Annotated in this window: 30 protein-coding genes, 4 tRNA genes and 3 pseudogenes; 23 read left to right on the top strand and 14 right to left on the bottom strand. The window is 58.9% G+C overall.

Annotated elements, in window-relative coordinates; translation table 11 throughout:
* Nucleotides 1-6 precede the first annotated feature (6 nt).
* Nucleotides 7-960: a hypothetical protein gene (locus tag OU997_RS16740; protein WP_267807654.1), complete on the top strand. Its 954-nt coding sequence runs from the start codon at nucleotides 7-9 to the stop codon at nucleotides 958-960.
* A 54-nt stretch (nucleotides 961-1,014) separates the two neighbouring features.
* Nucleotides 1,015-1,539, top strand: coding sequence for a lytic transglycosylase domain-containing protein (locus OU997_RS16735; RefSeq protein ID WP_256583000.1), 525 nt, complete (start codon nucleotides 1,015-1,017; stop codon nucleotides 1,537-1,539).
* A 5-nt stretch (nucleotides 1,540-1,544) separates the two neighbouring features.
* On the opposite strand, the gene OU997_RS16730 is transcribed toward OU997_RS16735, so the two are convergent.
* Together OU997_RS16730 and OU997_RS16725 are read right to left on the bottom strand one after the other, a co-directional pair.
* Nucleotides 1,545-1,820: an acylphosphatase gene (locus OU997_RS16730; RefSeq protein ID WP_108489838.1), complete on the bottom strand. Its 276-nt coding sequence runs from the start codon at nucleotides 1,818-1,820 to the stop codon at nucleotides 1,545-1,547.
* A gap of 3 nt (nucleotides 1,821-1,823) precedes the next feature.
* Nucleotides 1,824-2,303 (bottom strand): TlpA disulfide reductase family protein, encoded by a 480-nt coding sequence (locus OU997_RS16725; protein WP_108489839.1) that lies wholly within the window; start codon nucleotides 2,301-2,303, stop codon nucleotides 1,824-1,826.
* Between the two features lie 30 nt (nucleotides 2,304-2,333).
* Here OU997_RS16725 and OU997_RS16720 point away from each other — a divergent pair, with 30 nt between their 5' ends.
* Together OU997_RS16720 and OU997_RS16715 are read left to right on the top strand one after the other, a co-directional pair.
* Nucleotides 2,334-3,743 (top strand): PilZ domain-containing protein, encoded by a 1,410-nt coding sequence (locus tag OU997_RS16720; RefSeq protein ID WP_108489840.1) that lies wholly within the window; start codon nucleotides 2,334-2,336, stop codon nucleotides 3,741-3,743.
* A gap of 139 nt (nucleotides 3,744-3,882) precedes the next feature.
* Complete coding sequence (locus OU997_RS16715; RefSeq protein ID WP_108489841.1) at nucleotides 3,883-4,275, top strand: hypothetical protein; 393 nt, start codon at nucleotides 3,883-3,885, stop codon at nucleotides 4,273-4,275.
* 139 nt (nucleotides 4,276-4,414) lie between these two features.
* Here the strand turns inward: OU997_RS16715 and OU997_RS16710 are convergent.
* Together OU997_RS16710 and OU997_RS16705 are read right to left on the bottom strand one after the other, a co-directional pair.
* A pseudogene (locus tag OU997_RS16710) lies at nucleotides 4,415-4,531 on the bottom strand (hypothetical protein); the annotation flags it as partial.
* A 167-nt stretch (nucleotides 4,532-4,698) separates the two neighbouring features.
* Nucleotides 4,699-5,928, bottom strand: coding sequence for a virulence factor BrkB family protein (locus tag OU997_RS16705; protein ID WP_267807651.1), 1,230 nt, complete (start codon nucleotides 5,926-5,928; stop codon nucleotides 4,699-4,701).
* 104 nt (nucleotides 5,929-6,032) lie between these two features.
* On the opposite strand from OU997_RS16705, the gene arsC reads away from it, so the two are divergent.
* From arsC to OU997_RS16690, 3 genes are read left to right on the top strand one after another with little or no spacing between them, the layout of a single operon-like run.
* The gene (gene arsC / locus OU997_RS16700; RefSeq protein WP_267807650.1) at nucleotides 6,033-6,386 is read left to right on the top strand and encodes an arsenate reductase (glutaredoxin); all 354 of its coding nucleotides are present in this window, start codon (nucleotides 6,033-6,035) and stop codon (nucleotides 6,384-6,386) included.
* Nucleotides 6,383-6,988: an NAD(P)H:quinone oxidoreductase gene (gene wrbA / locus OU997_RS16695; RefSeq protein WP_108489845.1), complete on the top strand. Its 606-nt coding sequence runs from the start codon at nucleotides 6,383-6,385 to the stop codon at nucleotides 6,986-6,988. Before arsC ends, wrbA begins: the two co-directional genes overlap by 4 nt.
* On the top strand, nucleotides 6,981-7,388 hold the full coding sequence (locus OU997_RS16690) for a DUF2069 domain-containing protein (RefSeq protein WP_108489846.1): 408 nt from the start codon (nucleotides 6,981-6,983) through the stop codon (nucleotides 7,386-7,388). The genes wrbA and OU997_RS16690 overlap by 8 nt, the downstream gene beginning before the upstream one ends.
* Nucleotides 7,389-7,455: 67 nt before the next feature.
* Here OU997_RS16690 and hda read toward each other — a convergent pair whose 3' ends face one another.
* The gene (gene hda / locus OU997_RS16685; protein WP_108489847.1) at nucleotides 7,456-8,160 is read right to left on the bottom strand and encodes a DnaA regulatory inactivator Hda; all 705 of its coding nucleotides are present in this window, start codon (nucleotides 8,158-8,160) and stop codon (nucleotides 7,456-7,458) included.
* A 205-nt stretch (nucleotides 8,161-8,365) separates the two neighbouring features.
* Between hda and OU997_RS16680 the strand changes: the two are divergent.
* Nucleotides 8,366-8,515: pseudogene (locus tag OU997_RS16680) on the top strand (type II toxin-antitoxin system YoeB family toxin); the annotation flags it as partial.
* 95 nt (nucleotides 8,516-8,610) lie between these two features.
* Here the strand turns inward: OU997_RS16680 and OU997_RS16675 are convergent.
* Nucleotides 8,611-8,700, bottom strand: a tRNA-Ser gene (locus tag OU997_RS16675).
* A gap of 92 nt (nucleotides 8,701-8,792) precedes the next feature.
* Complete coding sequence (locus tag OU997_RS16670; RefSeq protein WP_108538063.1) at nucleotides 8,793-9,020, bottom strand: hypothetical protein; 228 nt, start codon at nucleotides 9,018-9,020, stop codon at nucleotides 8,793-8,795.
* Between the two features lie 182 nt (nucleotides 9,021-9,202).
* Here OU997_RS16670 and OU997_RS16665 point away from each other — a divergent pair, with 182 nt between their 5' ends.
* The 6 genes and pseudogenes from OU997_RS16665 (at nucleotide 9,203) to OU997_RS16645 (ending at nucleotide 14,593) form a co-directional block, all read left to right on the top strand.
* Nucleotides 9,203-9,892, top strand: a complete 690-nt coding sequence (locus OU997_RS16665; RefSeq protein ID WP_108489850.1) for a crotonase/enoyl-CoA hydratase family protein — start codon at nucleotides 9,203-9,205, stop codon at nucleotides 9,890-9,892.
* Nucleotides 9,893-10,047: 155 nt separating this feature from the next.
* Nucleotides 10,048-11,073: pseudogene (locus OU997_RS21080) on the top strand (cache domain-containing protein); the annotation flags it as partial.
* 30 nt (nucleotides 11,074-11,103) lie between these two features.
* A complete protein-coding gene (locus tag OU997_RS21075; RefSeq protein ID WP_371920656.1) occupies nucleotides 11,104-11,931 on the top strand; it encodes a methyl-accepting chemotaxis protein in 828 nt (275 codons plus the stop codon).
* A gap of 318 nt (nucleotides 11,932-12,249) precedes the next feature.
* Nucleotides 12,250-12,711, top strand: a complete 462-nt coding sequence (locus OU997_RS16655; RefSeq protein ID WP_267807647.1) for a hypothetical protein — start codon at nucleotides 12,250-12,252, stop codon at nucleotides 12,709-12,711.
* 70 nt (nucleotides 12,712-12,781) lie between these two features.
* Nucleotides 12,782-13,507 (top strand): 1-acylglycerol-3-phosphate O-acyltransferase, encoded by a 726-nt coding sequence (locus OU997_RS16650; protein ID WP_108489853.1) that lies wholly within the window; start codon nucleotides 12,782-12,784, stop codon nucleotides 13,505-13,507.
* Between the two features lie 114 nt (nucleotides 13,508-13,621).
* A complete protein-coding gene (locus tag OU997_RS16645; RefSeq protein WP_108489854.1) occupies nucleotides 13,622-14,593 on the top strand; it encodes a magnesium and cobalt transport protein CorA in 972 nt (323 codons plus the stop codon).
* A gap of 112 nt (nucleotides 14,594-14,705) precedes the next feature.
* Here OU997_RS16645 and OU997_RS16640 read toward each other — a convergent pair whose 3' ends face one another.
* Nucleotides 14,706-15,434 carry an amidotransferase gene (locus OU997_RS16640; protein ID WP_108489855.1) on the bottom strand — a complete coding sequence of 243 codons (729 nt, stop codon included), beginning with the start codon at nucleotides 15,432-15,434 and terminating at the stop codon, nucleotides 14,706-14,708.
* A gap of 255 nt (nucleotides 15,435-15,689) precedes the next feature.
* On the opposite strand from OU997_RS16640, the gene OU997_RS16635 reads away from it, so the two are divergent.
* On the top strand, nucleotides 15,690-15,812 hold the full coding sequence (locus tag OU997_RS16635) for a hypothetical protein (RefSeq protein WP_256583001.1): 123 nt from the start codon (nucleotides 15,690-15,692) through the stop codon (nucleotides 15,810-15,812).
* A gap of 28 nt (nucleotides 15,813-15,840) precedes the next feature.
* Nucleotides 15,841-16,038 (top strand): type III secretion system co-regulatory protein PtrC, encoded by a 198-nt coding sequence (gene ptrC / locus OU997_RS16630; protein ID WP_108489856.1) that lies wholly within the window; start codon nucleotides 15,841-15,843, stop codon nucleotides 16,036-16,038.
* Between the two features lie 16 nt (nucleotides 16,039-16,054).
* On the opposite strand, the gene OU997_RS16625 is transcribed toward ptrC, so the two are convergent.
* The 4 genes from OU997_RS16625 to OU997_RS16610 all read right to left on the bottom strand — a co-directional run bounded on the left by OU997_RS16625 (nucleotide 16,055) and on the right by OU997_RS16610 (nucleotide 20,564).
* Complete coding sequence (locus tag OU997_RS16625) at nucleotides 16,055-16,453, bottom strand: lysozyme inhibitor LprI family protein (RefSeq protein WP_256583002.1); 399 nt, start codon at nucleotides 16,451-16,453, stop codon at nucleotides 16,055-16,057.
* A gap of 42 nt (nucleotides 16,454-16,495) precedes the next feature.
* A complete protein-coding gene (locus tag OU997_RS16620) occupies nucleotides 16,496-16,975 on the bottom strand; it encodes a hypothetical protein (protein ID WP_267807643.1) in 480 nt (159 codons plus the stop codon).
* A 110-nt stretch (nucleotides 16,976-17,085) separates the two neighbouring features.
* On the bottom strand, nucleotides 17,086-19,245 hold the full coding sequence (locus tag OU997_RS16615; protein ID WP_267807641.1) for a 3-hydroxyacyl-CoA dehydrogenase NAD-binding domain-containing protein: 2,160 nt from the start codon (nucleotides 19,243-19,245) through the stop codon (nucleotides 17,086-17,088).
* A 113-nt stretch (nucleotides 19,246-19,358) separates the two neighbouring features.
* A complete protein-coding gene (locus OU997_RS16610; protein ID WP_267807639.1) occupies nucleotides 19,359-20,564 on the bottom strand; it encodes an acetyl-CoA C-acetyltransferase in 1,206 nt (401 codons plus the stop codon).
* 720 nt (nucleotides 20,565-21,284) lie between these two features.
* Here OU997_RS16610 and OU997_RS16605 point away from each other — a divergent pair.
* Nucleotides 21,285-21,644, top strand: a complete 360-nt coding sequence (locus OU997_RS16605) for a rhodanese-like domain-containing protein (RefSeq protein WP_267807638.1) — start codon at nucleotides 21,285-21,287, stop codon at nucleotides 21,642-21,644.
* Between the two features lie 17 nt (nucleotides 21,645-21,661).
* On the top strand, nucleotides 21,662-22,450 hold the full coding sequence (locus tag OU997_RS16600) for a c-type cytochrome (protein WP_267809926.1): 789 nt from the start codon (nucleotides 21,662-21,664) through the stop codon (nucleotides 22,448-22,450).
* Here the strand turns inward: OU997_RS16600 and dinB are convergent.
* Together dinB and OU997_RS16590 are read right to left on the bottom strand one after the other, a co-directional pair.
* On the bottom strand, nucleotides 22,447-23,517 hold the full coding sequence (dinB, locus tag OU997_RS16595; RefSeq protein WP_108489861.1) for a DNA polymerase IV: 1,071 nt from the start codon (nucleotides 23,515-23,517) through the stop codon (nucleotides 22,447-22,449). The genes OU997_RS16600 and dinB overlap by 4 nt on opposite strands.
* A gap of 18 nt (nucleotides 23,518-23,535) precedes the next feature.
* Nucleotides 23,536-23,751, bottom strand: a complete 216-nt coding sequence (locus OU997_RS16590; RefSeq protein WP_267807637.1) for a zinc-ribbon domain-containing protein — start codon at nucleotides 23,749-23,751, stop codon at nucleotides 23,536-23,538.
* Between the two features lie 193 nt (nucleotides 23,752-23,944).
* Between OU997_RS16590 and OU997_RS16585 the strand changes: the two genes are divergently transcribed.
* The 5 genes from OU997_RS16585 to rimO all read left to right on the top strand — a co-directional run bounded on the left by OU997_RS16585 (nucleotide 23,945) and on the right by rimO (nucleotide 26,565).
* Nucleotides 23,945-24,021 (top strand) — tRNA-Met (locus OU997_RS16585).
* Nucleotides 24,022-24,141: 120 nt separating this feature from the next.
* Nucleotides 24,142-24,218, top strand: a tRNA-Met gene (locus OU997_RS16580).
* A gap of 121 nt (nucleotides 24,219-24,339) precedes the next feature.
* Nucleotides 24,340-24,416, top strand: a tRNA-Met gene (locus OU997_RS16575).
* Between the two features lie 136 nt (nucleotides 24,417-24,552).
* Nucleotides 24,553-25,104 carry a cytochrome b gene (locus OU997_RS16570; protein WP_267807635.1) on the top strand — a complete coding sequence of 184 codons (552 nt, stop codon included), beginning with the start codon at nucleotides 24,553-24,555 and terminating at the stop codon, nucleotides 25,102-25,104.
* A 138-nt stretch (nucleotides 25,105-25,242) separates the two neighbouring features.
* Nucleotides 25,243-26,565, top strand: coding sequence for a 30S ribosomal protein S12 methylthiotransferase RimO (gene rimO / locus OU997_RS16565; RefSeq protein ID WP_267807633.1), 1,323 nt, complete (start codon nucleotides 25,243-25,245; stop codon nucleotides 26,563-26,565).
* Nucleotides 26,566-26,627 lie beyond the last annotated feature (62 nt).

Genomic DNA, 26,627 nt, shown 5'->3' with positions numbered 1-26,627 from the left:
GTCGTCATGTTCAAGCGAAGCACCCTCAGCCTCATCGCCACCCTGCTGGGTGGCTCCCTGCTACTCAGCGGTTGCGCCAACCAGTTGCCGCAACGCAGCGAGCATGAGGAACGCGTCGAGCGTAAGTTGCTCGATCACAGCCTGCAGATTGATGTCGGTGAGCCACGTGTCCTGGAGTTGCCACAACGCCGCGTACGCGTGCATGAGCAGAAAACATTTGAAGTTACTGCCTTTGATGTGACACGCCGTTACGATCGCTACACGCCCTACCAGCCCTGGCGTGAACTGTATGAAGTACCACTCGGGGCACTGGCGATTGTCGGCGGCATTGGCGCCAACGTGCTTAACGTGGTGCTGCTGGGCAGCCTGCCGGATACCGTCACCAAGGACTGGATCAGTTACGGCTTTGCTGGCATCAACCCGGCAATGAATGTCGAATCCAATGGCCGCTCGCAGCAGAACCTCGCCAGCCTCGAAGAACGCCGCCAGGATGCACGCATGGAATACTCCAGCCTGCCCTGGGCGGAACGCCCCGTGCAGGTCAAGGCGGGCGAGCAGACGCATGAGCTGCTCACTGACCGCAACGGCATCCTGCGCCTGAATCTGCTCGACAGCCCATTTGCCGAACAGGATGTCGCACGCATCAGCACGCTACTACTGACCGTCGAAGATGACCAGGGCTCAGCCCGCGCCGACGCCTCCCTGCTGGTCAGCCGCACCTTGCGCGGTAAGCTGCAGGAAGCCCATGAGCTGATCTACGCCGACCTTGAAGGTGACGACGTGGCCCAGTGGGTACACCGGGTCAAACGCCTGTCGGAACTTGGCCTGGAGGAAGAAGCCAGCGAGCTGGAACAGAGCCTGATCGAGCTGACGCGCAACGATCCAGAGCTACAGAAGATCTTCCTGCTAGCTCTGACCAGAGATGCCGGACGCCTGGTCGCCGATCCCGGCCACGACTGACCACTCATGCGGCAACGCTTGATCTGTGCCCTCCTAGGCCTACTGTGGTGGGGGATGAGCCAGGCAGACGTGCGCCAGGCACCTGAACCGGAACTGCGCCGCTTATTGCAGCAGGCAGTGGTGCAGGCCGACAGTTTTCAGGATCGCTTCGATGCCGAAGTCTGGCTGTTGGATATGTCGACGCGCATGCGTCGCTATGTTCCAGATGCAGAGGACCGCTTGAGCCTGCTACGGCTCGTACATCGCGAAGCCAGCAAGGCTGGTTTGCGTCCTGATTTGGTGATTGCCCTGATCCATGCCGAGAGCCATTTCGATCGCTTCGCCATTTCTTCAGTCGGCGCTCAGGGCATGATGCAGGTGATGCCGTTCTGGAAAGCCGAGCTGGGACGGCCGCATGACAACCTCACAGACAATGCCACAAACCTGCGCTACGGCTGCACCATCCTCAGTTTCTATCTGCGCAAGGAAAACGGCGATCTGCATCGCGCGCTGGCACGCTATAACGGCAGTCTCGGCAAACATGCCTATCCGGCCAAGGTGGTCGGTTTCTGGCATGACTTCTGGTACGTCAAACCCTGAGTGGACTAACGCCGCACAATAAACCCGGCAATCCCCTGGACGGCCTGCTCATGCAGTTCCAGACCTGTGACCCGCGCGGCTTGCGGCCCGCTCTGCAGCCAACTGGCCAATTCGCTCACAGCGGCGTCATCACCCTCAAACAGCACTTCAACCCGACCATCCTCCAGGTTGCGCACCCAGCCACTTAGCTCAAGGCGTTCGGCCTGCTCCGCTGTCGTTTGCCGAAAACGCACACCCTGAACATCCCCACTGACATAGCCATGCATGCAAACATGCGCCATCACCTACTCCTCAGCCTTGAGCGCGGCCAGACGTGTTAGCAAACCGGCGGCCGTCTGCTCGCCCAGCAAACGCTCGCGCATCCGCCCTTGGGGATCGACGAGATACGTCACGGGCAGCACCTCTGCACGTGGCAACTGATAACGTTCGGCCGGGTCCCGTGCCAGTACCGTGAAGGTAATGCCCATGTCCTGGGCCGCCCGGCTCAGCTTCTCACCCTGCAGCCCATCGAAATTCACACCGAGCACCTGCACGGATTGCGCCTTGAGCTGCATTTCCAGGGCATTGAGCTCAGGAATCTCGGTACGGCATGGCGCACACCATTGCGCCCAGTAATTAATCACTAACCACTGGCCTTCCAGGCGCTCAACCGCTACCTTTCGTCCATATTGATCGACGCCTATGTCTTCAGCACACCCGGCCAGAATCAGACCCATGCCTACGCCAGCCACAGCACGAATGATCGCCTGGAAACGCATTCCCATGCATTCGCCCCCTGATTCCATAAGGTTGATATGACATTAGATGCCTTGCGCCTGGAAGTGCCAGACATCCTCGAGACCGACGTCGCGCCCCTGGCGGATCTTAACGAGCAACTGGCGCAGGCCCGCCTGCAACCTGCCGAGCAAGCTCTACAACAGGTACTCGGCTTGCTTTTCAGGCTGAACCGCAGCGCCATGACCTTACTCGAAAGGCAACGCGCACTGCAAAGCTTCAGCGATCAATACCGCCATTACAGCAAAGCCTATCAAGGCGAAACACCACCAAGCACATTGTTTGTGCACCTGTGCAGCGAACTGGCTGCAGGTTTCAAGCGCTTGCTGTTGCAAATTCTTCAAGGCCGCCAACCATCACGCCCGCACCTGGCCTGGTGTTTGTATATGGCCCAGCACTTTCTTGCGCAGAGCCTGCTGCGCCACTACCAGCTCTATCAGGAGCCACCACCCAGCCTGTGGCGCGACAGCCACTTGCTGTATTGGATCGGCGAGCACCAGGACTGCCTTGATGAGCCAGTTGCCGCAGCATTTCTGCCGCAACCAGCCTGCACCCTGCGCGGTATCTACCAGCAGATGCTACTCCTGGCATTAAGTAACCCGTTTCACCTGGCCGAAGGTGAGTGCGCCCTGCTGTTTGGCGCCCTCTCCCCTCTATCGGGCTTGGCTCGCCTGTTGCCTTGGGATGAAGAGGAAGATGTCGAGGGTCCGACGATCGACCTGACGGAGTCTCAACCCTGCTTGAGTTACGCCCAGGTTGCCGAAGGCAGCCCGGCCTATTTGCGCCGTTTCGAACTGGGCGCTCTGCTGGTCGCCCTGCATGAGCCCGCGCCGCTGCAAAGCCAGGCTGAGCGCCAGGTACTGGAGCGCGTGCAGCAGCACTGGTTGGGACGCCAACAACGCCGCCATACCCGTGCCGATCACAGCTCAGCATGTGAACTGGTCATAGGCCTGGCCAGCATTCACGCGCAACTGTTAGAGCAAAGACCAATCCGTACTGCTGCGCAGATGCTTGATGGCAGCCCTGGCGGCGCACGCTTGCTGTGCAATGCCGACCAGGCTGCTCAGCTCTCGGTTGGACAACTGATCCTGCTGCTCACCAGCAGTGAAACCCCGACGCTGGCCCTGGTCCGCTGGCGCCACCTGAACAGTGAAGGCCTGCACCTCGGCCTACGTTATTTGAAAGGCCTACCACGCCCCGTGTGGTTGCGCCGTGCGCCCAGCGCACAAACCCACCCAGGGGTTTTGCAGAGCACACCAGAACCAGGAAATGGCTGGCATCACGGGTTGTGGCTGCCCAATGGACAATTCGTCGAAGGAGAAAATGTTTGGCTGCAACTGGCCAGCGCGCACAATCAGGCTATTTTGCCGCTGCCCGCTGCCAATCTGATGACCGCGTCGGTAACCCGCTACCCGATGCAACTGGCCTAGTTACAGTTGTCGTCACGCTAAAACTGCGAGAAAAATCACGCCCAACATCGGCCAAGCGCACAGTTTCATCGGACAGGGCCCACTTATAATTAATCGCACTTACGCTTGATACGACCTGTTATTACCCTGGAACGCAACCATGAGCCAAGCACTGGATAAGTTAGTCGGCCAAGTACCTGCTGGCATCATCAACCTCGCCCGCTTACAGGTCACCCCCTACGAAGGGCGCGTCGCCGAGTTCAACGTAGCCGCCTGGTTGCACTTGCCCGGACTGGCCAACCTGCCAGTATCACTGCTGATCAGCTACCGTGACGGCGCTAACTCGCGCGAAGTAATGGTCGACCACGGCATGCTCAATCAACACAGCAAGATCCTGCTTTCCGGTGTAGCGCGCCTGCCGGTCAAACAGAAAATTGAAGACATGCAGGTACGCGTGCGCTCGGCCGTATCGGCAAGCAGCCTGATCGTCGAAGAGTTATTTGTGCAGGCGGTGGAGCTGGCGCAAACGGATAGCCGCCAAGCACTTGCCTGAGCAACCGCGAAACACCACAGAACCCCGCGCACTGTCGCGGGGTTTTGCATTAGCCTGAGACCACACCACTGGGCGAAGTGGTTATTTGCACCTCAGGTAGCACTAAAGCTGATGAGTCATCGACAGGCGTATCTATATTGACCAAGGACTGTGGCCAGCTGCTGAAACGCAACCCGGTAATACGGTTGAGGCGTTCGAGAGCCTCTTGGGGATCACGTTGATACAGATGAATCACTTTGCCTTTGCTGGCTGTCATAACGTCTTCACACTCCGCCAATCCCTGCCCTGCTGGCAACCTGATTGCTATCTGCCATTGCGATAGCCAGAAGCGTGCCAGCGTCCCTTTAAGCTTATTTGGCGACCTTCATGGTCACCGCTGTGATCATGCGTGGGCAGCACCACGCCGAAAACTGACGTTTTACGTCACTCGACAACGCCTGTCTGGGGCTGCAGCCACTGCGCAAGGTCTTCCGCGAACAGCTGCGCCTGCTCTTCCTGCAAACGCTCCAGACTACTGCGCAGTGCCGGATACCAGGGTTCTTCAAGCTGCGCGGGCAAGAGCTCCACCCGAGGCAGCGGCCACGGGCTGCGGGTCAGCAGTTGCTGCACAGGGTAATGGCTGAGGTCGCGGCTCAGCACCCAAGCACCGGGGCCGGTCGAGGCAACCAGTTTCTGCTGCTCAAGGAATGCCAAAATCTCTTCCCACTCGTGCTCGGCCAATTGCCAGCCTTGGCGCTGCACATCACGTAAACGCACCTTCAGGCCTGATTGCTGACGCTCATAAAACACCCGAAGCACGCCGAAGACAGTCAGCAAGGGGGGCATGGCGCGCCGGCGCCATTGCTGGGAAATTCCCAAGTTGCACACCAACTCCGCGCCAAACAAGACGATCAACCAAGACAGATAGATCCACAGCAGGAAAAGCGGCACCGTGGCAAAAGCGCCATAAATCAGCTGATAGCCCGGAAACAGGCGCACATACAGGCCAAACAGCATCTTCGCCACTTCAAACAGGACGGCCGCAAACAAGCCACCCAATAACGCATGCCGCAGCGGTACCTGAGCATTCGGCACCGTGGCATAAAGCAGGGTGAAGGCCGCCGCGCTGAACAGCAGTGGCATGAATTTCAGCAGTGCCTGCATGCCGAGCAAGGCATCCGGCCCGGAGATCAGCGACAGCGACGTGATATATGTACTGATGGCAAAACCACCGCCCAGCAGCAACGGCCCCAGGCTGAGAATCGCCCAATACAGCAGAAAACTGGAAACGCCACGCCTTGGCTGGCGTACACGCCAGATGATGTTGAACGTTTTTTCAATGGTGACCAGCATCCAGAACGCCGTAGCCGCCAGCACCACTACGCCCACCCAGGTCAGCTGCCGCGCCTGGGTGGTGAAATCACGCAGGTATTGCTGCAGGGTTTCACCAGCTGAGGGCACGAAATTGCGGAAAATGAAGCTCTGGATTTGCTCGCCGGTATCCTGAAATGCCGGGATGGCCGACAACATGGAGAACGTCACAGTCATCATTGGCACCACCGCAAACAGAGTGGTGTAGGTCAGCGCCGCCGCATTGTTGGTACCTTGATCAGCGATAAACCGCTGCAACAGGAAACGCCAGAACTCCAACACATTATTTACGCGCTGCCGCATGCACTCTCCTTAGCCACTCGTACTCAGCAAACCTTTGTAGACGCAGGCGTAAATGCCGTTAGCGGGTAGAATAGCCGCCATCGATGGCTACAGGCGACTCGAACATGACCGATCTGACGCTCTACCATAACCCACGCTGCTCGAAATCGCGCAGCGCCTTGCAACTGCTCGAAGAACGCGGACTCAACCCAGCCATTGTGCGCTACCTGGAAAACCCGCTGAGCACCGCCGAACTGCACGAACTGCTGCGTAAGCTGGGCATGCACGCCCGCCAACTGCTGCGCACCGGGGAAGACGAGTACAAGGCACTCGGCCTGGACGACCCACAATTGACGGATGAGCAGTTGATCGCCGCCATGGTCAGCCAGCCCAAACTGATCGAGCGACCCATCCTGGTTGCAGGCGACAAAGCCGTAGTCGGTCGCCCGCCGGAAAACATTCTGGAGATCCTGCCGTGAGCGCACCCTACATTCTGGTGCTGTATTACAGCCGCCATGGCGCTACAGCCGAAATGGCCCGGCACATTGCCCGCGGCGTCGAAATGGCTGGCCTGGAAGCGCGGCTGCGCACGGTGCCGGCTATTTCCGCCGAATGTGAAGCCACTGCCGCCGAGATACCGTTGGAGGGCGCGCTGTACGCCAGCCTGGATGACCTGAAACACTGCGCCGGCCTGGCGCTCGGCAGCCCGACTCGTTTCGGCAACATGGCCGCACCACTGAAGTACTTCCTCGATGGCACCAGCGGCCTGTGGCTGACCGGCGGCCTGGTCGGCAAACCGGCGGGGGTATTCACGTCCACGGCCAGCCTGCATGGCGGCCAGGAAAGCACCCTGCTGTCGATGCTATTACCGCTGTTGCACCACGGCATGCTGATCACTGGCCTGCCCTACAGCGAAGCCGCACTGCTGGAAACCCGCGGTGGCGGTACACCCTACGGTGCCAGTCACCATGCCGGCGCCGACGGTAAACGCGCCCTGGATGAACATGAAACAGCCCTGTGCCGCGCGCTCGGCCAGCGCCTGGCACATACGGCGATCAAACTGGAGAGTGCCCGTGGCTAGAACCGCCAAACCGTTACCCAGCCTGGAATGGCTGCAACCGCGCCTGAACATCAGCCGCGCCGCCAGTCTGTTGAGCTTCTTCAGCCTCGCCGCCCTGCTGCTGGTGTGGAACCTGCACTACGCCAACATCCCCGGCAAACTGCTTTGGGTCATCCTTGGCCTGCAATTGACACCGCTGCTACTGCTCGCACCGGGCCTGCTGTTGGGCAACGCGCGCGCGCATGCCTGGGCCTGCTTCGTGGTTAACCTGTACTTTATCCAGGGCGTGCTCGCCGCTTTCGACCCGAGCAAAGCGCTGTATGGCTGGCTGCTCACCCTGCTCAGCTTCAGCCTATTCTGTACGGCGCTGATGTTCACCCGCTGGCGCTTTCAGTACGAACGCAAGCTGGCCGGGGAATAACTGTAAATACGCGCTCAACGAACCCGAGCCTCAACACAGCGTAAGCACAGTGATGTTGAGGCTTGGGTTACCAGCCCAGAGTTTCTTTCAGGAAGGGAATGGTCAGTTTGCGTTGGGCCTGCAACGAGGCCTGATCCAGGCGCTCAAGCAATTCGAACAGCGCACTCATGCTGCGCTCACCGCGAGTCAAGATAAAGCGCCCAACCTCATCACTGAGGTGCAGGCCACGCCGCGAGGCGCGCAGCTGCAATGCACGCAGCTTGTCCTCGTCAGAAAGCGACTGCAGCTGAAACACCAGCGCAAGGGTCAGACGCGATTGCAGATCCGCCAACTTGATTGGCAGCTCGCGCGGCGAAGTACCCGCCGCCAACAGCAGACGTCGACCGCTGTCACGCAGGCGATTGAACAGGTGGAAGAGCGCTTCTTCCCACTCACTGTTGCCAGCCACGGCATCCAGATCATCCAGACAGACCAGCTCACACTGCTCAAGGTTATCCAGCAGCGCCGGGCCATACTCGACCACCTCGGCCAACGGCAGATACACCGCCGGCTCGCCACGCTGCTCAAACCGCAGACACGCCGCCTGCAGCAAATGACTGCGGCCAACGCCCTCACCGCCCCACAGGTAGATCAGGCTCTCGGTCCAGCCGGCATCCGCTTCACACAAACGCTCGACATAACCCAACGCCGCAGCGTTGGCTCCGGGGTAATAGTTGGCAAAAGTGGCGTCATCACGCAGACGCACACCTAAAGGCAGTTGTATGGGTGTCATGCTGGGTTGGGCGGCTCGTCGGAACCGCTGGCTGGCTCACCGTAAAGATCGGAAAGTTTATAGCCTTCTTCGCGCTAAGTCATTGATGGATAAAGCTAGTCTTTACTGACGTTCCCAGCCCCCTGCCCGTCCGGCTCTGGGCTATATCGACCAACGCTGGTAAGTGATTTCGGCACATAACTGTGAAACAGCATGGAAAACCCGTTTCAGAACCCTCCCGCCCGATGGAAAGCTGGTCGGGGATCTCGCAGGTGCTTACTCACGCCGCATCAACATTCAGCACCGTCTGGTCTACATGGCGCTGCAAGATGAACAGGTGGTGAAGGTTCCGCGGCTCTGGTCGCACTTCGAATAAACCAGCCTTTTCGACACTTCATCGACACCACCGAACCCCAGAAAGCAAAAAGCCCCGACAACTCATGAGTTATCAGGGCTTTAGCTGTATCAATCTGGCGGTGAAGGTGGGATTCGAACCCACGATACGATTTCTCGTATACACACTTTCCAGGCGTGCTCCTTCAACCGCTCGGACACTTCACCGGGTCTCAACAATCATTGCTGTCTGTCGAGGCGCGCTAATCTAGCCGAACAGCCCGCCAAAGGCAAAATATTTTTTCAAAAGATTCATGTGCTTATACCAGATGCTGGTCCTCGGGCGAGGTCGTGGCAGGAGCCGTGTCAAGGCGCTGCTGGCCGAACAGGATAAAGCCTAGGGAAATGAACAGACTAAAGACGAACAGCCCTAGCACGCCATCCGGACTTTGGCTGTGTGGGTTACTGGCCAGCCAGAGCAACCCGAGCAATAACAGTAAAGCCAATGCAGCGCGCCAGAATGTGCTCAGGTGGATTAAGCCACGCATACCGCCCCTCCAAATGAAGCGGTGACGGTAATCGCGCACCAATCGCTCTGACCAATTGCCGATATTGATCGCCCTCATAGCCGAATCGCCCAACATCACTGACCAGTCAGTCAGCCATCGTGCTTTACCTGATCGATGCGGATGAGTAACGTCTGCTGCACTTCAGCACAAGGAATTCGACCATGAGCGACCTGATCAGCTATCAACTCGACGATGGCATTGCCACCCTGACTCTGAACAATGGCAAAGTAAATGCCATCTCCCCGGATGTGATCACGTCCTTCAATGCCGCCCTGGATCGTGCCGAACAGGACAGAGCGATCGTGATCATCACCGGCCAGCCAGGCATCCTGTCCGGCGGTTATGACCTCAAGGTAATGACCTCCGGCCCGCAGAACGCCATCAACCTGGTTGCCGCTGGCTCGACCCTGGCGCGCCGCATGCTCGCCCACCCCTTCCCGATCATCGTAGCCTGCACAGGCCATGCGGTCGCCAAGGGTGCCTTTATTCTGCTTTCGTCCGACTACCGCATTGGCGTTGATGGCCCATTCACCATTGGCCTGAATGAAGTACAGATCGGCATGACCATGCATCATGCAGGTATTGAGCTGGCGCGTGATCGCCTACGCAAATCGGCCTTCCACCGCTCAGTGATCAACGGCGAGATGTTCGACCCGCAAAGCGCCGTGGATGCAGGCTTCCTCGACAAGGTGGTGCCGGCCGAACAGCTACACGCCACAGCCCTGGCGGTTGCCCAGCAGATGAAGAAGATCAACATGACCGCGCACAAAAACACCAAGCTGAAAGTGCGTAAGGCGTTGCTCGAAGCCCTCGATCAGGCAGTCGAACTGGACAAGCAACACTCGCTGTAAAACACGAACAACACTGAAAAAGCCCGGCCTTACGCCGGGCTTTTGCATTTAATAGCCAATCGGCGGGCAATATTTCCAGCCTGTATTACTTTTAGAGGGTAGGCCACGGAATAAGGCGCCCACCGATCTATTCGATATTGCCGCGGGAGCGTGCCATGAAGATTGTCCACAAGGTTGGCTTGGCGGCAGCCATTGTCCTATTTCTAACCACTAGTCTGTTGTCATTAGCGCAAGTCAGCCAAGTCCGTAGCACCCTGCACAATCAGGTAGCCGCAAGCATCGCTGAATCCAGCAACGCACTGGCGCGACAAATAGAGAACTGGCTCAACGCCAAACTCAAGCTGATGGATTTGATGGCGCAAAGCCTCGACAGCAATTACAGCACCGAAGAAACCCAGCGCATCGTCAACACACCCATGCTGAAAAATGAGTTCATCCTGGTCTTTGGCGCATTGCAAAGCGATGGAAAACCCATCAAGAACAGTGACGATTGGAAACCCGCCCCGGAATGGGACGGTCGTCAGCGTCCCTGGTACGCAACCGGTAAAGACGCTTCACAAGCAGTGCTGACTGAGCCCTATGTAGACTCCACCACTGGAGAAATCCTGATTTCAGCGGTTACCCGCATAACCAATGGCGGCGAGTTTCTAGGCGTAATGGGGGGGGACATTCGCCTGAAAACTGTTGCCGATGCGGTCAACACGCTGGATTTCAACGGCGCGGGCTACGCTTTTCTGCTGACCCGCAACGGCAACATCATTTCTCACCCCAACACCGACCTCAACGGCAAGAGCTATAGCGAGCTGTTCGCCGGTCAGAGCCCTACACTAAACAAGGACTTGCAAAATATCAGCGGTGGCGACAAAGACCTGCTGGTGTCCTTTACCCCATTGCCCAACCTCAAGGGTATGGACTGGTATATCGGTGTGGTGCTGGATAAGAGCATTGTGATGGCCGAAGCCAACGCCCTGAGCTGGCGGGCGGTGATCGGCACCGTACTGGGGGTGATCATCAGCCTGATCGTGCTTGGCGTGTTGATGAACAGCCTGCTCAAACCCCTCGACCACCTGCATAACTCTCTGCATGAGGTGAACAGCGGTGAAGGCGACCTGACCCGTCGTCTACCGGCCACCGGCAACGATGAAATCGCCCTGGTATCCAAGGAATTCAACAGCTTCCTGCAAAGCCTGCAGAACCTGATCAGCGAGGTGATGGGCAGCTCCAGGCAAGTACGGGAAAGCACCACCCTGACCTCCAGCGAAGCCAACCAGGCCGCCAACCGTCTGCAGCAGCAACTGCAGGAGCTTGATCAACTGGCTACCGCCATGCAGGAGATGGCCTCGACTGCGGAAGAAGTGGCGCGCAACGCCCAGGCTGCAGCGCAGGCCGCCTTGGCTGCCAACGAAGAGACCGAAAACGGCGTGCGGGTGGTCTCGCGCTCCACAGAAGCAATCAAGCACCTGGCTGAGGAAATGGACGAAACCAGCCATGCAATCAACGAGCTGGCCAAGCTCAGCCACAACATCGAGTCGATTCTCTCTGTGATCACCAGCATTGCCGACCAGACCAACCTACTCGCCCTCAACGCCGCCATCGAGGCCGCCCGTGCCGGGGAGTCTGGCCGCGGCTTTGCCGTGGTCGCCGATGAAGTGCGCTCACTGGCCTCGCGCACCCAGCAATCGACTCAGGAAATCCGTCAGATGATCGACCAGCTGCAATCCGGGGTGAAACAGGCCGAGTCACGCATGCAGCAAAGCCGTGATACTGCCAGCAAAACAGCCGAGGATGCCGGAGCGGCCAACGATATGTTAGGGCGCATCCGCGATGCGATCACCCGGATCAACGACATGAACCTGCAGATTGCCACAGCCGCCGAGCAGCAGAGCGCCACCACCGAGGAGATAAACCGCAACACCACCAACATTCGCGACATCAGCCATGAGGTCGCCGCAGGGTCCGAAGAACAGGTGCGCCAATGCGCCGTGATGGTTGATCAGGTGGGCCAGCAGGATCACTTGCTTGGTCGCTTCAAGGTCTGACCGGCTTTACATCGGGCCGCGCACCACTGCGCAGCCCGCGCCAACCGATAAGGAGACTGGGCATGCGCATACGCCTAAGGTGGCGACAGTGTGACGCCAGTTACCCGCCCTGCCGCTACGCCGAAACGGTGAAGCCAAAGCCGTATACAGCGACATCCTGCGTGCAGGCTTTGCGCAGATGCCGGATTATCGCGTCAGCATTCACCCGGTTGGCCTGTGCACCGGGAAAAAGGCACAGCGTTGGCCTTGCTCCCGCCTATTACCGCTCCGTGAACACCCATATGGATCGAGTACTCACGGCCGCTCCTGAAACCAGGCGTGGTAGCCTCCAGGCGCAGTGAACTGGCCCTTCAGCGATCCTTCGAAGATTTCCCGGCGGTCTATGCGGTGCTGCGTATTGACCTCAACAGAGGCTTCAACATCATCACCGCCCCGGTTACAAACGCATGCTTGCAACAGAGCTACGCCAACGATAACCGTACCAACCTGCAGCAACTCAAACGTCAGCGCATGGACGTATACATCCATGATCGCCTATCGATCCTCTGGGAGCCGCAACAGATGCGAGAGCAAGGCCTGCTGGCCAACGCTGGGCGGGTCATCTCGGTTATACCCGAATCAATTAACAAGCCCTACAAGCAGGACTTTATGCTGCGCCTGGGTCCGGCCCTACGAAGTCTTGAAGCAGATGGCAGCATTGATCGCCTTGCTGCTCGCTACAGCACCATCAACCTGTTGCCGGCCAGAGGCCTGGGCTACACCAGCGGTAACAACCTCTGATCAGCATCAATTGCTGAAAGCAGTGCACGCCCGTACACTGCGCGCCTTTTTCTTACGACGGGCGTACCAAATGCTATTTATTCTGCGCATGCTGGCGATGGGCGTGCACTTTATCCTCGCCGGTACCCTGGGCCTGCTGCTCGGCATTTGCCGCCCATTCAATCCGGACAACAGCCGCCTGTGCGCGCGCCTCTACAGCATACCGGCACAATGGCTGCTGCGTTGGAAACTCAAGACCGACGCACAACCACTGCTCAACCACCAACGCTCATGTGTGATTGTGGCCAACCACCAATCCAACTATGACCTCTATGTACTCGGCCGGGTGGTTCCCGAGCGCACTGTCAGCATCGGCAAGAAAAGCCTGAAATGGGTGCCCTTCTTCGGTCAGCTCTACTGGCTGGCCGGCAACGTGCTGCTCGACCGCGGTAACGCGATTCGCGCCAAGCAGGCCATGCTCACCACCACCGACACCCTGAAGCACAAAGACACCTCGATCTGGGTGTTCCCTGAAGGCACGCGCAACCTGGGCAAAGGCCTGTTGCCATTCAAGAAAGGCGCCTTCCAGATGGCCATTGCTGCCGGCGTGCCGATCATCCCGGTGTGTGTCAGCACCTACATCAACCATATCCAGCTCAATCGCTGGAACAGCGGCGAAATCATGATCCGCTCGCTGCCGGCCATCCCCACCGCCGGCCTGAGCCAGGATGATCTGCCACAGTTGGTCGAAACCTGCCGCACGCAGATGCAGCAGTGCATCGAGGCGATGGACCAGCAGTTGACACAGCGCGCCTGATTATTGCCCGGTGCAAACAAGCCCAGCCCCGCGCTGGGCTTTTTATTAGCATGCACACCGACCACGGCGAAGCCGCTAAGCTGCGTGCTGAAACCAGCCAATAAGGGACGCATCATGGGTCGAGTTGTTGCCGCAGCTGTTTACAGCAAGGGGCTGAAAGTCAGCAATATCAGCCTTGATGAGGGTAGGCAGTGGGCGAAAAAACCGGGCCACTTTGTCTGGATCGGCCTGCACGATCCCGGCAGCGATGAGCTAAGCAACCTGCAACGGCAGTTCGACCTGCATGAGCTGGCCCTGGAAGACGCCTTACAGCGGCACACCCGGCCCAAACTGGAGACTTTTGGCGATGCACTGTTTCTGGTGCTCTACTCGCCCGTTCGCGCCAACGGCGAGCTGACCTTTGTCGAAACCCAGTTGTTTGCTGGCAGCGGCTACATCATCAGCGCCCGCTACGGTGACTCGGCGCCCTATTCGCAGGTTCGCCAGCGCTGCGAGGCACGCCCACTGCTGCTTGAGCACGGAGAAGATTTCGTGCTCTACGCCCTGCTCAGTTTCGTCATCGAGAACTACCGGCCGCTGATGGACAACTACCACAGCGAACTTGAGGAGGTGGAACAGCATGTGCTGAAACACCCACTCAGTCAGGCCGACGTCGAACGCATCCAGGGGCTGCGCCGCGATCTTCTGCGCCTGCGCCGCTATATCGGGCCGCTGGCGGAAATCTGCCAGGAGCTACAGCGCCTGGAGTTCCCATTTATCGACAAAAACATGCGCCCCTACTTCCGCGACGTGGCGATTCACGTCAACCGCCTGCTGGAAGACCTCACCGCCCTGCGCGAAATGGCCGACCACGCCATCGAGATCGGCCTGCTGCTGGAGTCGTCCCGGCAAAGCGTCACTCAGCGCAAGTTCGCCGCTTGGGCGGCAATCCTCGCCTTCCCCACGGCAGTGGCCGGAATCTACGGGATGAACTTCCAAAACATGCCCGAACTGACCTGGCAATACGGCTATTTCGCCGTGCTCGGCGTCATCACCACCGGCTGCCTCAGCCTGTATGCCAGCTTCAAGCATTACGGCTGGCTATAAAAAATCGCCTGGAACTATTTTAACGGCGCAGAACGGCAGTCCAGGGGGGCGGCCATGGATAGCACGCCATAAAAAAGCCCGGTCATTGACCGGGCTTTTTATCTGCCAACATTTATTCGACTAGACCTGCACGACCGTGAGCGACAAAACGCATCATCCACTCGGCGACCGTATGGCCCTGGTGGTCATGCTGCAGGCTGTCAACACCGCGGGTATACGCCGGCTCGCCAATATGCTGCTGACGCAGGTCAAGCAACGCGCGCGAGTAGTCATGCACAAACTCGGGGTGCCCCTGGAAGCACAACACCTGATCACCAATGCAGTAAGACGCAATCGGGCAGAACTCGCTGCTGGCCAGCAAGGTAGCGTTCTCCGGCAATTGGGTGACCTGGTCCTGGTGGCTGATCAGCAGCGTAAGGTCTTCCAGATCTGGGCTCATCCAGGCCGGTCTGTTCTCCATACGGTACTGATGGATACCCACACCCCAGCCTTGCACGGCACGCTCGGCTTTGCCGCCCAGCAACAGCGCCAATAGCTGATGACCGAAACACACCCCCAATAGCTTGTCGCCACGGGCATAACGCTCCAGCAGGTAGGTTTTCAACGTCTGGATCCAGGCGTCGCTACCAAAGGAATCTGCCTTGCTGCCCGTCACCAGATACGCATCGTAGCGCTCGCTGTCCGGCGGGTAGTGCCCCTCCATCACGTTGTACACCTTGAACTCGGCAGCAATCGGCTGACGGGCGAACAATTGCTCGAACATACGACCATAACTGTCGTATTGATCGACCAACTCAGGGCGAAGAACATCGGTTTCCAGGATGCAGATCTGCAGCGGCATATGGGCGGTTACCTAGGGCGCAGGAGGGTTGTTTTTCCAGCGCGCAAGCGTGCCTGCTGCCAGCCTGCATGGCAATAGTTCTGGGACTAACCCGACCAATTACCCGCTGCTTCTGCGGCCGCTGTAACAACCCGGTGTACGGACCATCAGCGCCCTCGATAGTCACCATAAGCACCATTCACTTCTGTCGATAATGGCACAGGCCGATGATCTGGCCATCGGGCACTGCGCCCCCCCACAGAAGAGGACACCCCCATGACCAGTTTCTCCGCCATCGCCAGCCTGCTGGCCGCCTCAGCCTTCAACAGCACCCAAAGCGCCAGCAGCATTCGTCAGGCGCAACAGGCATTGAACGCACAAAAACGCGCCGCCCAATAACAGCGCCATTCGCTTCCGGAGAATCGCCATGAGCATCGCCCAAACACTGAGCAACCAGAACGTCTATGGCGTGACCTACGCCATAGTCGACAGCAGTGGCATCCACTTCGAGTCCGAGCTGGCCATTCAGTTGGGCGACGGTGGCCTGACCACCCTGCGCATGCCTACCCAGCTGAGCGAACGCCAGGCCATCCAGCAACTGGTTTGCGGCCGTCAGGTGTGCTGAAAATCACTCAGACGCGCTATTGCGCTGGCATCGGGCAGCTGAGGTCGCCCTCTTCACAGACGGCCAGCTGTTCCAGCTCCTTGACCCGCGCGGCGGTCTTTTGCGTCAGGCAACCATTAAGCACCATCGGATAGGCGGAGCCGCCCTCCACCGACGCTGACTCGAACGCGCAAGCCAGATCGCGGAATTTGATCCAGGCCAGTTGCACGTCCTTGAGTTGCTGCTTCTGCCCATCATCCAGACGCTTGCGATAATCGCCGTAGAGCTGATTCAGGCGTTTGTCCTGTGCAGCGTAGTCCGCCGCCGCGCACTGGTTAAGGGTGAGTTGATCCATGGCATTGGCGCAGTCATCGGCCCAGGCTGGTGACGCCAACACCCCGACCAGTACACATGCAAAACCTTTCAGACACTGCACATAGGCTCCTTGAGCGGTTAAACCGCTCCGTTATGACTCAGGTTATGGAACGGCCAGCAACTTCTGGTTGGCCATGGCGCAGTAGGACTGCTGGCGCTTAGCCACCGGCAGCGCCTGAAGCGCAGTACCGCATTGCGCCAGGCTGGCGCTTTGACGCAAGCGCATGCGCGCTGTCGCCTCGATTTCGACCAGATAGGCATAGTCATACCTCGCCTTGTCGTACCAGCCGTCAATGGATTGCTCACTGGTCACGCAACGGTACTGCATCTGCACCGTGTAGCCTTTCATGCGGTGGCTCATGAAAATGTGGTGATAACGCGACCAGTCGCGCTCGCGAATCCCCTGCAAACGCGCTTCTTCACAGCCCTCAAGCTGAGTGATCTGCGGTTCATGGAGAAAGACTACTTGCGCCAGATTAGAGCCGCCTAGGTTAGCCAGGGCGACCAGGTAGACCCTATCCTCGACTGCCTGGGCCTGGCCCATAAACCCAAGCAGAAGTACGACGATCCAGACCTGTTTCATGCAAAACTCCTGAGTAAAACAACAGCCTAAACAAGCCAATCTGAACTGGCCATGCGCAGATACAAAAAAGCCAGCTCATTGAGCTGGCTTTGATGTGACCTGATGTCAGCTTAGAACTGCTGGTTCTTCGCTGCTTTTTCCAGCAACAGTGCCGGTGGCAGGAAGCGCTCGCCATACTGCTCAGCCAGGTACTGAGCGCGGGCTACAAAGTCCTTCACCCCGTACTGGTTAATAAACTGCAACGCCCCACCGGTCCAGGCGGCAAAGCCGATGCCGAAAATCGAACCGATGTTGGCATCGGCCACCGACTTGAGCACATCCTCCTCCACACAACGCACGGTTTCGATGGCCTGGATAAACAGGATGCGATCACGTACGTCCTCCTGTGAAATCTGCGCCTCGGCTTTTTCAAAGCGCGCTTTCAGCTCCGGCCACAGGTGCTTCTTGCCACCCGCCGGAGCGCCGGCCGCCGGGTAATCGTAGAAGCCCGCACCCGCCGCTTTGCCCGGCCGTTTGTATTCGTTGAGCATCATGTCGATCACGGCAAATGCCGGGTGCTCAGGGATGGATTTACCCTCAGTTGCCAGATCCTTGAGGGTCTGCTGGCGGATATGGTTCATCAGGCTCATCGACACTTCGTCGCTGATCGCCAGCGGGCCCACCGGCATGCCGGCCTTGCGCGCTTCGTTCTCGATCATCGCTGCGCTCACGCCCTCACCGAGCATGGCCAGGCCCTCGTTGGTGAAGGTGCCGAACACGCGCGAAGTGAAGAAGCCGCGGCTGTCGTTGACCACGATCGGGGTCTTCTTGATCTGCATGACGTAATCGAAACCACGCGCCAGAGTCTCGTCACTGGTGTGCTCGCCCTTGATGATTTCCACCAACGGCATCTTGTCCACCGGGCTGAAGAAGTGCAGGCCAATAAACTTGTCCTGCTTCTGTACAGCGGTGGCCAGACCGGTGATCGGCAAGGTCGAGGTGTTGGAAGCGATCACCGCATCCGCCAGTGCCGCACGCTCGGCTGCCGCGGTGACGTTGGCCTTGAGGTCACGGTCCTCGAACACGGCTTCGATAATCAGGTCGCAGCCTTCAAAATCAGCGTCACTGACGGTGGGTTTAATCCGTGCCAGGATGCCATCGCGCTTCTCGGCGCTCATCTGGCCACGGCCGACTTTCTTCTCCAGCAGTTTGGCCGAGTAGCTCTTGCCCTTCTCAGCGGCCTCGATGGAAATGTCCTTGAGCACCACGTCGATACCAGCGAGGGCCGACACGTAAGCAATGCCCGCGCCCATCATGCCGGCACCGAGTACGCCGACCTTCTTGGTCACGTAGGGCTCGAAGCCCTGTGGGCGGGAGCCGCCGGCATTGATTTCATTGAGTTGGAACCAGAAGGTGCCAATCATGTTCTTCGCCACTTGCCCGGTGGTCAGCTCGGTGAAGTAGCGTGCTTCGATGATCTGCGCGGTATCGAAATCGACCTGGGCACCCTCGACGGCAGCGCACATGATCTTCTCCGGCGCCGGGAAGCAGCCCTTGGTCTTGTCACGCAGCACACTCGGCGCAATAGCCAGCATTTGCGCCACATTCGGGCTGGACGGCGTGCCACCGGGAATTTTGTAGCCTTTCACGTCCCACGGCTGCACAGCCGTCGGGTTGGCGGCGATAAAGGCGCGCGCCTTGGCCAGCAGGTCGTCGCTATCACTGGCCAGCTCATGGATCAGACCCGCCTTGAGCGCCGCATCAGGGCGTACCTTCTTGCCTTCGGCCAGGTACGGCAGGGCTTTTTCCAAACCGAGGATGCGCACCATGCGCACCACACCGCCGCCGCCCGGCAGCAGGCCGAGGGTCACTTCCGGCAAACCGAGCTGGATGCTGGAGTTGTTCAGGGCGATACGGTGGTGGCAGGCCAGAGCAATTTCCCAGCCGCCACCCAAAGCCGCGCCATTAATGGCGGCGACCACCGGTTTGCCGAGGCATTCCAGGCGGCGCAACTGGCCTTTGATATTGAGGATCATCTGGTAGAAAGCCGGCGCGTCGGCCTTGGTGACTTTGATCAGTTCATTCAGGTCACCGCCCGCGAAGAAGGTTTTCTTCGCGGAGGTGAGGATAACCCCGGCGATGGAATCCTTCTCGGCTTCCAGGCGGTCGACGGTCTTGCCCATGGCTTCGCGGTAGACCGCGTTCATGGTGTTGGCGCTCTGGCCGGGCATGTCCATGGTCAGAACGACGATATTGTCCTGGCCTTTTTCGTAACGGATGGCGTCAGTCATTTCTATTCACTTCCCAAATGTCGGTGGGAGCCTCGTAGGGTGGAAAACCCACACAGGTTTCCACTCACCGGCTGCGCGGTGGATGAGCTTCGCGTCATCCACCATACAAAACGTCAAACTCGCTCAATAATGGTGGCGATGCCCATGCCACCACCTACGCACAGGGTGGCCAGGCCATAGCGCAACTGGCGCTTCTCCAGCTCATCAATCAGGGTGCCGAGGATGGCGCAGCCGGTTGCACCCAGCGGGTGGCCCATAGCGATGGAGCCGCCATTGACGTTGACCTTGTCCTCGCTGACGCCCATGTCCTTCATAAACTTCATCACCACCGAAGCGAATGCCTCGTTGACCTCGAACAGGTCGATGTCATTGACGTTCAGCCCGGCTTTGGCCAATGCCTTGCGCGTAGCCGGTGCCGGGCCGGTGAGCATGATGGTCGGGTCGGTGCTGGTGACCGCCGTGGCGACGATGCGCGCGCGCGGCTTCAGGCCCAGTTCTTTGCCTTTGACCTCGGAACCAATCAGCATCAGAGCCGAACCATCGACAATGCCCGAGCTGTTGCCCGGGGTGTGCACGTGGCTGATTTGTTCAACATGGCTGTAAACGCGCAGCGCGGTGCTATCGAAGCCCATCTGCCCCATCATCTCGAAGCTCGGCTTGAGCTTGCCCAGGCCTTCGAGGGTGGATTCACCACGGATAAATTCGTCGTGATCGAGCAGGACGATGCCGTTCTGGTCGGCCACCGGAATCAGCGATTTGCTGAACGAGCCGTCTTTGCTGGCGCGGGCAGCTTTTTGCTGGGAACGCAGGGCAAAGCTGTCGACGTCGGTGCGGCTAAAACCTTCAAGGGTGGCGATCAGATCGGCACCGATACCTTGCGGAGTGAAATGGGTGTGCATGTTGGTCGCTGGGTCCATCACCCAGGCACCGCCGTCGGAGCCCATGGGAATGCGCGACATCGATTCGACGCCACCGACCACCACCAGGTCCTCGAAACCGGAACGCACCTTCATCGCGCCGATGTTCACCGCTTCCAGACCCGAAGCGCAGAAACGGTTGAGTTGCACACCCGACACGCTGACATCCCAATCGGCGACCATGGCGGCCGTTTTGGCAATGTCCGCGCCCTGATCACCCACCGGCGTCACGCAGCCGAGCACGATGTCATCGACTTGGCTGGTGTCCAGATTATTGCGCGCCTGCAAAGCCTTGAGTAGGCCGGCGATCAGGTCGACCGGTTTGACGCTGTACAGCGCGCCGTCCTTCTTGCCCTTGCCGCGGGGCGTGCGCACGGCATCGAAAATATATGCTTCGGTCATGGCGTCCTCAGACCTCCAGTGGAGGGTGGCTGATGGCGCAGGTAGGCCCGCGCCTGTTTTTGTTGAGTGGGCCTACCATACGCCGCACCGGAACAGGCTCAATGACCGAAGTGCTCAGGCCTATTGACCGCTCAGCTCAGATAAACGGTCAAACGCTGGGTGAATGCGTATAAGCCCGTCTAGCTCAAGGGCTGTTTATCGCTGACCGGTCGCGCTTCATAACCACCGGCAACTAGCCTGCCTTTCTTAGTAATCAAGGCGTCTATTGTCGCTACTGAGCCAGCCCTACAGTTGAATCAGGCCACTGGCGCTTACTCCGCTGGTTGACCACTTTAGGCGTCGTCGCCGGGTTTTGCCGGGACGGCTTGAATGAACAACATGAGACGGGGCGCCGCATCCGCGTAGTACGCAGGAGCGCGACGACCTCGCCGCAAAAAACAACAAGGCCAATCGCCATGTTCAATCCCGTGAAGATGCGCCAGGCAGGCATGATCGTTTTTGCCACCACCCTGATCCTGATCCTTCCCAACCTGACCCGACTGGTCAGCTAACCCTGAATCCTGCTGCGGCTCCATTCCCCACAAATGGTTCGCGTCCAGCCCCTGAAACCCTGCTCTGCCGGCCACCGTAGCGCGCGCCGGCAGCGGCAGCGCGTTTGCCAGCAGCGCGCACGCAAGGGCCTATGCTAGGGTGATTTGCAATCACTTCAAGGAGCCCACCATGCGCCCCCTACTTGCCACCGTCGGTCTGCTGCTTAGCCTGCCACTGCTGGCCGGCGAAGCCGAACTCAGCGCCGCCGTTGTCGCCCTGCAATCACCGGAAAGCGTGCTGATCGATGTGCGTACCGCTGAAGAGTTCGCTGCAGGCGCATTGCCTGGCGCAGAGCAAATCGACCATGAGCAGATCGCCAGCCGCATCAGCGCTCTTGCCCCGGACAAGGACACCCCAATCGTGCTGTATTGCCGCAGCGGTCGCCGCTCCAGCATTGCCGAGCAAAGCCTGCGCGCCATGGGTTATAGCAACCTGATCAACGCTGGCGGCTATGACGAACTGAAACTCGCCCTGGAAGCACAGGATTGAAGACGCGTGCACTCTGTATGGCCCTGCTCGGCTACTTAACCCTCTCTGACCTGACTGCAGCCGAGCTGACCCTGGAGCTGGGCAACGGCAGCCAGCGTCTGAGCAGCGCCCAGTTGCTCACCCACCCAAAGGCGCAAAACATCGAGATCCGCGACGACGTCAGCTACAAACGCAGCATGCACTACCGCGCCGTACCCTTGGCCGCGCTGCTGAACGGCTTACGGCCCAGTGATCACCTGCAGCTGGTGGCCAGCGACGGCTTTGCTGCCGAACTGTCTGCCGCTCCTGCGCTCAGCCAAACCGGCAGCCAGGCCTGGCTGGCCATCGAAGACCCGGCGCACCCCTGGCCTGCACTGGGTAACGGCAAACCCAGCGCCGGACCTTTCTACCTGGTTTGGCAAAACCCAGCCGCCAGCCAGATCGGTCCCGAACAATGGCCGTTTCAACTCGCCAGCATCCGCAAACTCGCCCCGGTGACGCAACGCTTCCCACAACTGCTGCCGGCGGCAGACGCCAGTCCGGCGGTGCAAGACGGTTTTGCCCAGTACCAGAAAAATTGCATGGCCTGTCATCGCCTGAATGGCGCCGGAGACTCACAATTCGGCCCGGATCTGAATATTCCGCACAACCCAACGGAGTATTTCAGCGGCGACTTTCTCACCCGCTATATCCGCAACCCCCAGAGCCTGCGCCGCTGGCCACAAGGCCAGATGCCGGGCTTCACGACCGAGTTGCTGAGCGACGAACAGCTCGGGGCATTGCTCGCGTACCTACGGCATATGGCTCAAAACAAAGTTCAACCTTAGGTTAAATCAGACGTAAACAAGTCCAATTGCTCATGCCTGCCACGCCAATCGTGCAAACGCACGCCAACCCCCAGAAGACGCACAGGTTTGTTACCGCGGGCAAACGCTGCGCTTAGCAAGCGCGTGTAACTGGGCAAGTCTCGGCTGGCTCCAGCCTGCTCCAGCGTGGTTTGGCTAAAGTCGTGGAACTTGATCTTGACGAAGGGCTTGTCAGGACGATAGCTCTCATCCAGCCGCAGCATACGAGTCGCCAACTGTTCCAGCAGTGCGGGAAGTTGCTGCAGGCACGCCGTCAGATCTGGCAGATCCTTATCGAAGGTGTTCTCCACACTGACCGACTGGCGCCGACTGTCGTTATGTACCACGCGCTCATCAATACCACGCGCCAACCCCCACAGCCGCTCGCCAAAGCTGCCGAACTCCTTGACCAACGCCAGCTTGTTCCACTCGCGCAGGTCGCTGCAGGTACGAATGCCCAACCGTCCAAGCTTGTCAGCCGTGACCTTGCCCACACCATGCAATTTAGTCACGGGCAGGCCGGCCACAAAATCCTCAACCTGATCTGGAGTAATCACAAACAGGCCGTTAGGTTTTCTCCAGTCGCTGGCGATCTTGGCGAGAAACTTGTTAGGCGCCACGCCCGCTGAAACGGTGATATGCAGCTCCTGCGAAACCCGCCGGCGAATATCCTGAGCGATGCGCGTGGCGCTACCCGCAAAATGCGGACTGTCGCTGACATCAAGATAAGCCTCATCCAGCGACAGGGGCTCGATCAGCTCGGTGTAATCGCGAAAGATCGCCTGAATTTCTCGCGACACCGCCTTATAGGCATCCATCCGCGGCTTGACGATTACCAGGTCAGGACACAACTTCAGTGCCTGCCCAGAGGGCATCGCCGAGCGCACACCATAACTACGCGCCTCATAGTTACAGGTTGCAATCACCCCACGCCGTTCAGCCGAGCCGCCTACCGCCAGCGGTTTAGCGGCCAGGCTCGGGTCATCGCGCATCTCGATTGCCGCGTAAAAACAATCGCAATCGACGTGGATAATCTTGCGGCTGTTCATCGCCCAATCAGCTGCCGCTTACTGTTCAGCCGCACTGACTGGCGCCGCAGGTTTTGCCTGCGGCGCGCTTTCATCCGGCTTACTGATGTAGGACTGAATGATCAGGATGACAATCAACATAAAAGCCGCAAGGGGTACCAGCTTGGTCTTGGGCGCCACAGCCGTCCCGCAACCGGGACAAGTCTTGTCACCGGTTGTCACCTGGGCACCACAGCTGTTGCATTCACTACTCATGGTGTCGCTCCTCTTCAATGGCCACGGACTCTAGCCCAACCTCTAGGTTGTGGGCTACGCCGATAAACGCGCCAGGCTAACAAGCAGGTTCGCTCTAAACCCCAGCGGGGGCTACCAGGCTAAGCGACTGAATAAAAAAGACTTCCATGAAATTTTAGGTTGACACAAAACTTTTTGCCGCTAGAATTGCCGCCGCGGGATGGAGCAGTCTGGTAGCTCGTCGGGCTCATAACCCGAAGGTCGTTGGTTCAAATCCAGCTCCCGCAACCAGATACTCAAAAAGGCCACTCATTCGAGTGGCCTTTTTGTTTCCGCAGCACAGCTATTTAAGTTATTGATTAAACGCCACTAATCAATTGACAAAAGACCATTGATGTATAGAATGGCCGGCGCGGGATGGAGCAGTCTGGTAGCTCGTCGGGCTCATAACCCGAAGGTCGTCGGTTCAAATCCGGCTCCCGCAACCAGATACTCAAAAAGGCCACTCAATCGAGTGGCCTTTTTTGTTTCCACCAAATAAACAAGCTAAGCATTTGATTAAAAACACTATTTTGTTGACAGCACGCGATTTCCATATAGAATGGCCGGCGCGGGATGGAGCAGTCTGGTAGCTCGTCGGGCTCATAACCCGAAGGTCGTTGGTTCAAATCCAGCTCCCGCAACCAGATACTCAAAAAGGCCACTCAATCGAGTGGCCTTTTTGTTTGTGCGTGATTTAAGTGATCAGGCGCAACAAGGCTTTCGGCCAGCCTGTCTAAACTGGAGCCGATCCTCACTTACCGCCCCGGAGCCCACACCACCATGTCTTGGAAAAATACCGAATCACGTTACGGCAGCCTGTCCATCGCCTTGCATTGGCTGATGCTGATTCTGATTGCCGGCGTCTACGCCTGCATCGAACTCAAAGGCAATTTCCCCAAAGGCAGCGATACTCGCGAACTGCTCAAGCAGTGGCACTTCATGCTCGGCCTCGCTGTCTTCGCCCTGGTCTGGCTGCGCCTGCTGGCCCGTACAATCGCCCCAACACCGACAATCCAACCCGCACTGCCCAGCTGGCAAGCCATCCCGGCAAAACTGATGCACCTGGCACTCTACGGCCTGATGATCGGCGCACCGCTGGCCGGCTGGTTGATCCTCAGCGCAGCCGGCAAACCCATCCCATTCTTTGGCCTGGAGTTGCCACCCCTGGTCGGCAAAAACCCGGACCTGACTGGCACGATAAAGGAATGGCATGAACTGGCCGGCAGCGCCGGATACTGGCTGATCGGCCTGCACGCCGCCGCTGGGTTGCTCCACCATTTTGTCGTGCGCGACAACACCTTGACGCGCATCCTGCCTAGCAAGCAGTCCTGACTCAGCCCCGCAACCGACTCCATCAAGGCGACGCTCAGCGCTGGTCAATTGCCAGCGCCGCCGCTAGAATTGCGCACTTTTTGATCAGAGGCGCCCCCAGCGCCCAGCATCCATCCGTACACGCCCGAGGTTAACGCCATGTCCACCCCCGCCACGCCGAAAGTCGGCTTTGTATCACTTGGCTGCCCCAAGGCCCTGGTGGACTCCGAGCGCATCCTCACCCAGTTGCGCATGGAAGGCTACGAGGTCGTGCCGACCTACCAAGATGCCGACGTTGTAGTGGTCAACACCTGCGGCTTTATTGACAGTGCCAAAGCTGAGTCCCTGGAAGTGATCGGCGAAGCGATCAAGGAAAACGGCAAGGTGATTGTCACCGGCTGTATGGGCGTCGAAGAAGGCAGCATCCGCGACGTACACCCCAGCGTGCTCTCGGTGACCGGCCCGCAGCAGTATGAGCAAGTGGTCAACGCCGTGCATGAAGTCGTACCACCGCGCCAGGATCACAACCCGCTGATCGACCTGGTGCCACCCCAGGGCATCAAACTCACCCCGCGCCACTACGCCTACCTGAAGATTTCCGAAGGCTGCAACCACAGCTGCAGCTTCTGCATCATCCCGTCGATGCGCGGCAAGCTGGTCAGCCGCCCGGTTGGCGAAGTGCTCAGCGAAGCCGAGCGCCTGGTCAAAGCCGGCGTCAAAGAACTGCTGGTGATTTCTCAGGACACCAGCGCCTACGGCGTGGACATGAAGTACAAGACCGACTTCTGGAACGGCCAGCCGGTGAAAACCCGCATGACCGAACTGTGTGAGGCGCTCTCCAGCATGGACGTGTGGGTGCGCCTGCACTATGTTTACCCCTACCCGCACGTCGACGAGCTGATCCCACTGATGGCCGCCGGCAAGATCCTGCCGTACCTGGACATCCCCTTCCAGCACGCCAGCCCGAAAGTGCTCAAGGCCATGAAGCGCCCGGCCTTTGAAGACAAAACCCTGGCGCGTATCAAAGCCTGGCGCGAAATCTGCCCGGAACTGACCATTCGCTCGACCTTTATTGTCGGCTTCCCCGGCGAAACCGAAGAAGACTTCCAATACCTGCTCGACTGGCTGAGCGAAGCCCAACTCGACCGCGTAGGCTGCTTCCAGTACTCGCCGGTAGAGGGCGCGCCGGCCAACCTGCTCGACAACCCGGTACCCGATGACGTCAAACAGGATCGCTGGGACCGTTTCATGGCCCACCAGCAAGCCATCAGCACCGCCCGCCTGCAACTCAAGGTCGGCAAGGAAATGGACGTGCTGATTGATGAAGTCGACGACCAAGGTGCAGTCGCCCGCTGCTATGCCGACGCCCCGGAAATCGACGGCAGCGTGTTTATCGCCAGCACCAATCTCACGCCGGGCGAAAAAGTCCGCGTGCGCATCGTCGATGCCGACGAATACGACATGTGGGCCGAGCGGGTCTAATCCAACCGATATTGGCCCACCTCACAAAAACGCCCCGCATTGCGGGGCGTTTTCATTCAACG

The organism is Pseudomonas sp. SL4(2022) (assembly GCF_026625725.1).
Lineage (GTDB): Bacteria > Pseudomonadota > Gammaproteobacteria > Pseudomonadales > Pseudomonadaceae > Aquipseudomonas.
The sequence above is the reverse complement of the archived record's forward strand: the minus strand, read 5'-3'. Positions and strand labels throughout refer to the sequence as shown.

Coding starts and splice junctions, on each gene's coding strand:
- OU997_RS16665 (WP_108489850.1), top strand. CDS start 9,203: ATGAGCGACCTGATCAGCTATCAACTCGACGATGGCATTGCCACCCTG.
- OU997_RS16605 (WP_267807638.1), top strand. CDS start 21,285: ATGCGCCCCCTACTTGCCACCGTCGGTCTGCTGCTTAGCCTGCCACTG.
- hda (WP_108489847.1), bottom strand. CDS start 8,160: ATGACACCCATACAACTGCCTTTAGGTGTGCGTCTGCGTGATGACGCC.
- OU997_RS16670 (WP_108538063.1), bottom strand. CDS start 9,020: ATGCGTGGCTTAATCCACCTGAGCACATTCTGGCGCGCTGCATTGGCT.
- OU997_RS16705 (WP_267807651.1), bottom strand. CDS start 5,928: ATGCGGCAGCGCGTAAATAATGTGTTGGAGTTCTGGCGTTTCCTGTTG.
- OU997_RS16650 (WP_108489853.1), top strand. CDS start 12,782: ATGCTATTTATTCTGCGCATGCTGGCGATGGGCGTGCACTTTATCCTC.
- OU997_RS16620 (WP_267807643.1), bottom strand. CDS start 16,975: ATGAAACAGGTCTGGATCGTCGTACTTCTGCTTGGGTTTATGGGCCAG.
- OU997_RS16735 (WP_256583000.1), top strand. CDS start 1,015: ATGAGCCAGGCAGACGTGCGCCAGGCACCTGAACCGGAACTGCGCCGC.
- rimO (WP_267807633.1), top strand. CDS start 25,243: ATGTCCACCCCCGCCACGCCGAAAGTCGGCTTTGTATCACTTGGCTGC.
- OU997_RS16615 (WP_267807641.1), bottom strand. CDS start 19,245: ATGACTGACGCCATCCGTTACGAAAAAGGCCAGGACAATATCGTCGTT.
- OU997_RS16715 (WP_108489841.1), top strand. CDS start 3,883: ATGAGCCAAGCACTGGATAAGTTAGTCGGCCAAGTACCTGCTGGCATC.
- OU997_RS16730 (WP_108489838.1), bottom strand. CDS start 1,820: ATGGCGCATGTTTGCATGCATGGCTATGTCAGTGGGGATGTTCAGGGT.
- OU997_RS16720 (WP_108489840.1), top strand. CDS start 2,334: ATGACATTAGATGCCTTGCGCCTGGAAGTGCCAGACATCCTCGAGACC.
- OU997_RS21075 (WP_371920656.1), top strand. CDS start 11,104: ATGGGCAGCTCCAGGCAAGTACGGGAAAGCACCACCCTGACCTCCAGC.
- OU997_RS16590 (WP_267807637.1), bottom strand. CDS start 23,751: ATGAGTAGTGAATGCAACAGCTGTGGTGCCCAGGTGACAACCGGTGAC.
- OU997_RS16570 (WP_267807635.1), top strand. CDS start 24,553: ATGTCTTGGAAAAATACCGAATCACGTTACGGCAGCCTGTCCATCGCC.
- OU997_RS16610 (WP_267807639.1), bottom strand. CDS start 20,564: ATGACCGAAGCATATATTTTCGATGCCGTGCGCACGCCCCGCGGCAAG.
- OU997_RS16600 (WP_267809926.1), top strand. CDS start 21,662: ATGGCCCTGCTCGGCTACTTAACCCTCTCTGACCTGACTGCAGCCGAG.
- ptrC (WP_108489856.1), top strand. CDS start 15,841: ATGAGCATCGCCCAAACACTGAGCAACCAGAACGTCTATGGCGTGACC.
- dinB (WP_108489861.1), bottom strand. CDS start 23,517: ATGAACAGCCGCAAGATTATCCACGTCGATTGCGATTGTTTTTACGCG.
- arsC (WP_267807650.1), top strand. CDS start 6,033: ATGACCGATCTGACGCTCTACCATAACCCACGCTGCTCGAAATCGCGC.
- OU997_RS16640 (WP_108489855.1), bottom strand. CDS start 15,434: ATGCCGCTGCAGATCTGCATCCTGGAAACCGATGTTCTTCGCCCTGAG.
- OU997_RS16725 (WP_108489839.1), bottom strand. CDS start 2,303: ATGGGAATGCGTTTCCAGGCGATCATTCGTGCTGTGGCTGGCGTAGGC.
- OU997_RS16740 (WP_267807654.1), top strand. CDS start 7: ATGTTCAAGCGAAGCACCCTCAGCCTCATCGCCACCCTGCTGGGTGGC.
- OU997_RS16645 (WP_108489854.1), top strand. CDS start 13,622: ATGGGTCGAGTTGTTGCCGCAGCTGTTTACAGCAAGGGGCTGAAAGTC.
- OU997_RS16635 (WP_256583001.1), top strand. CDS start 15,690: ATGACCAGTTTCTCCGCCATCGCCAGCCTGCTGGCCGCCTCAGCCTTC.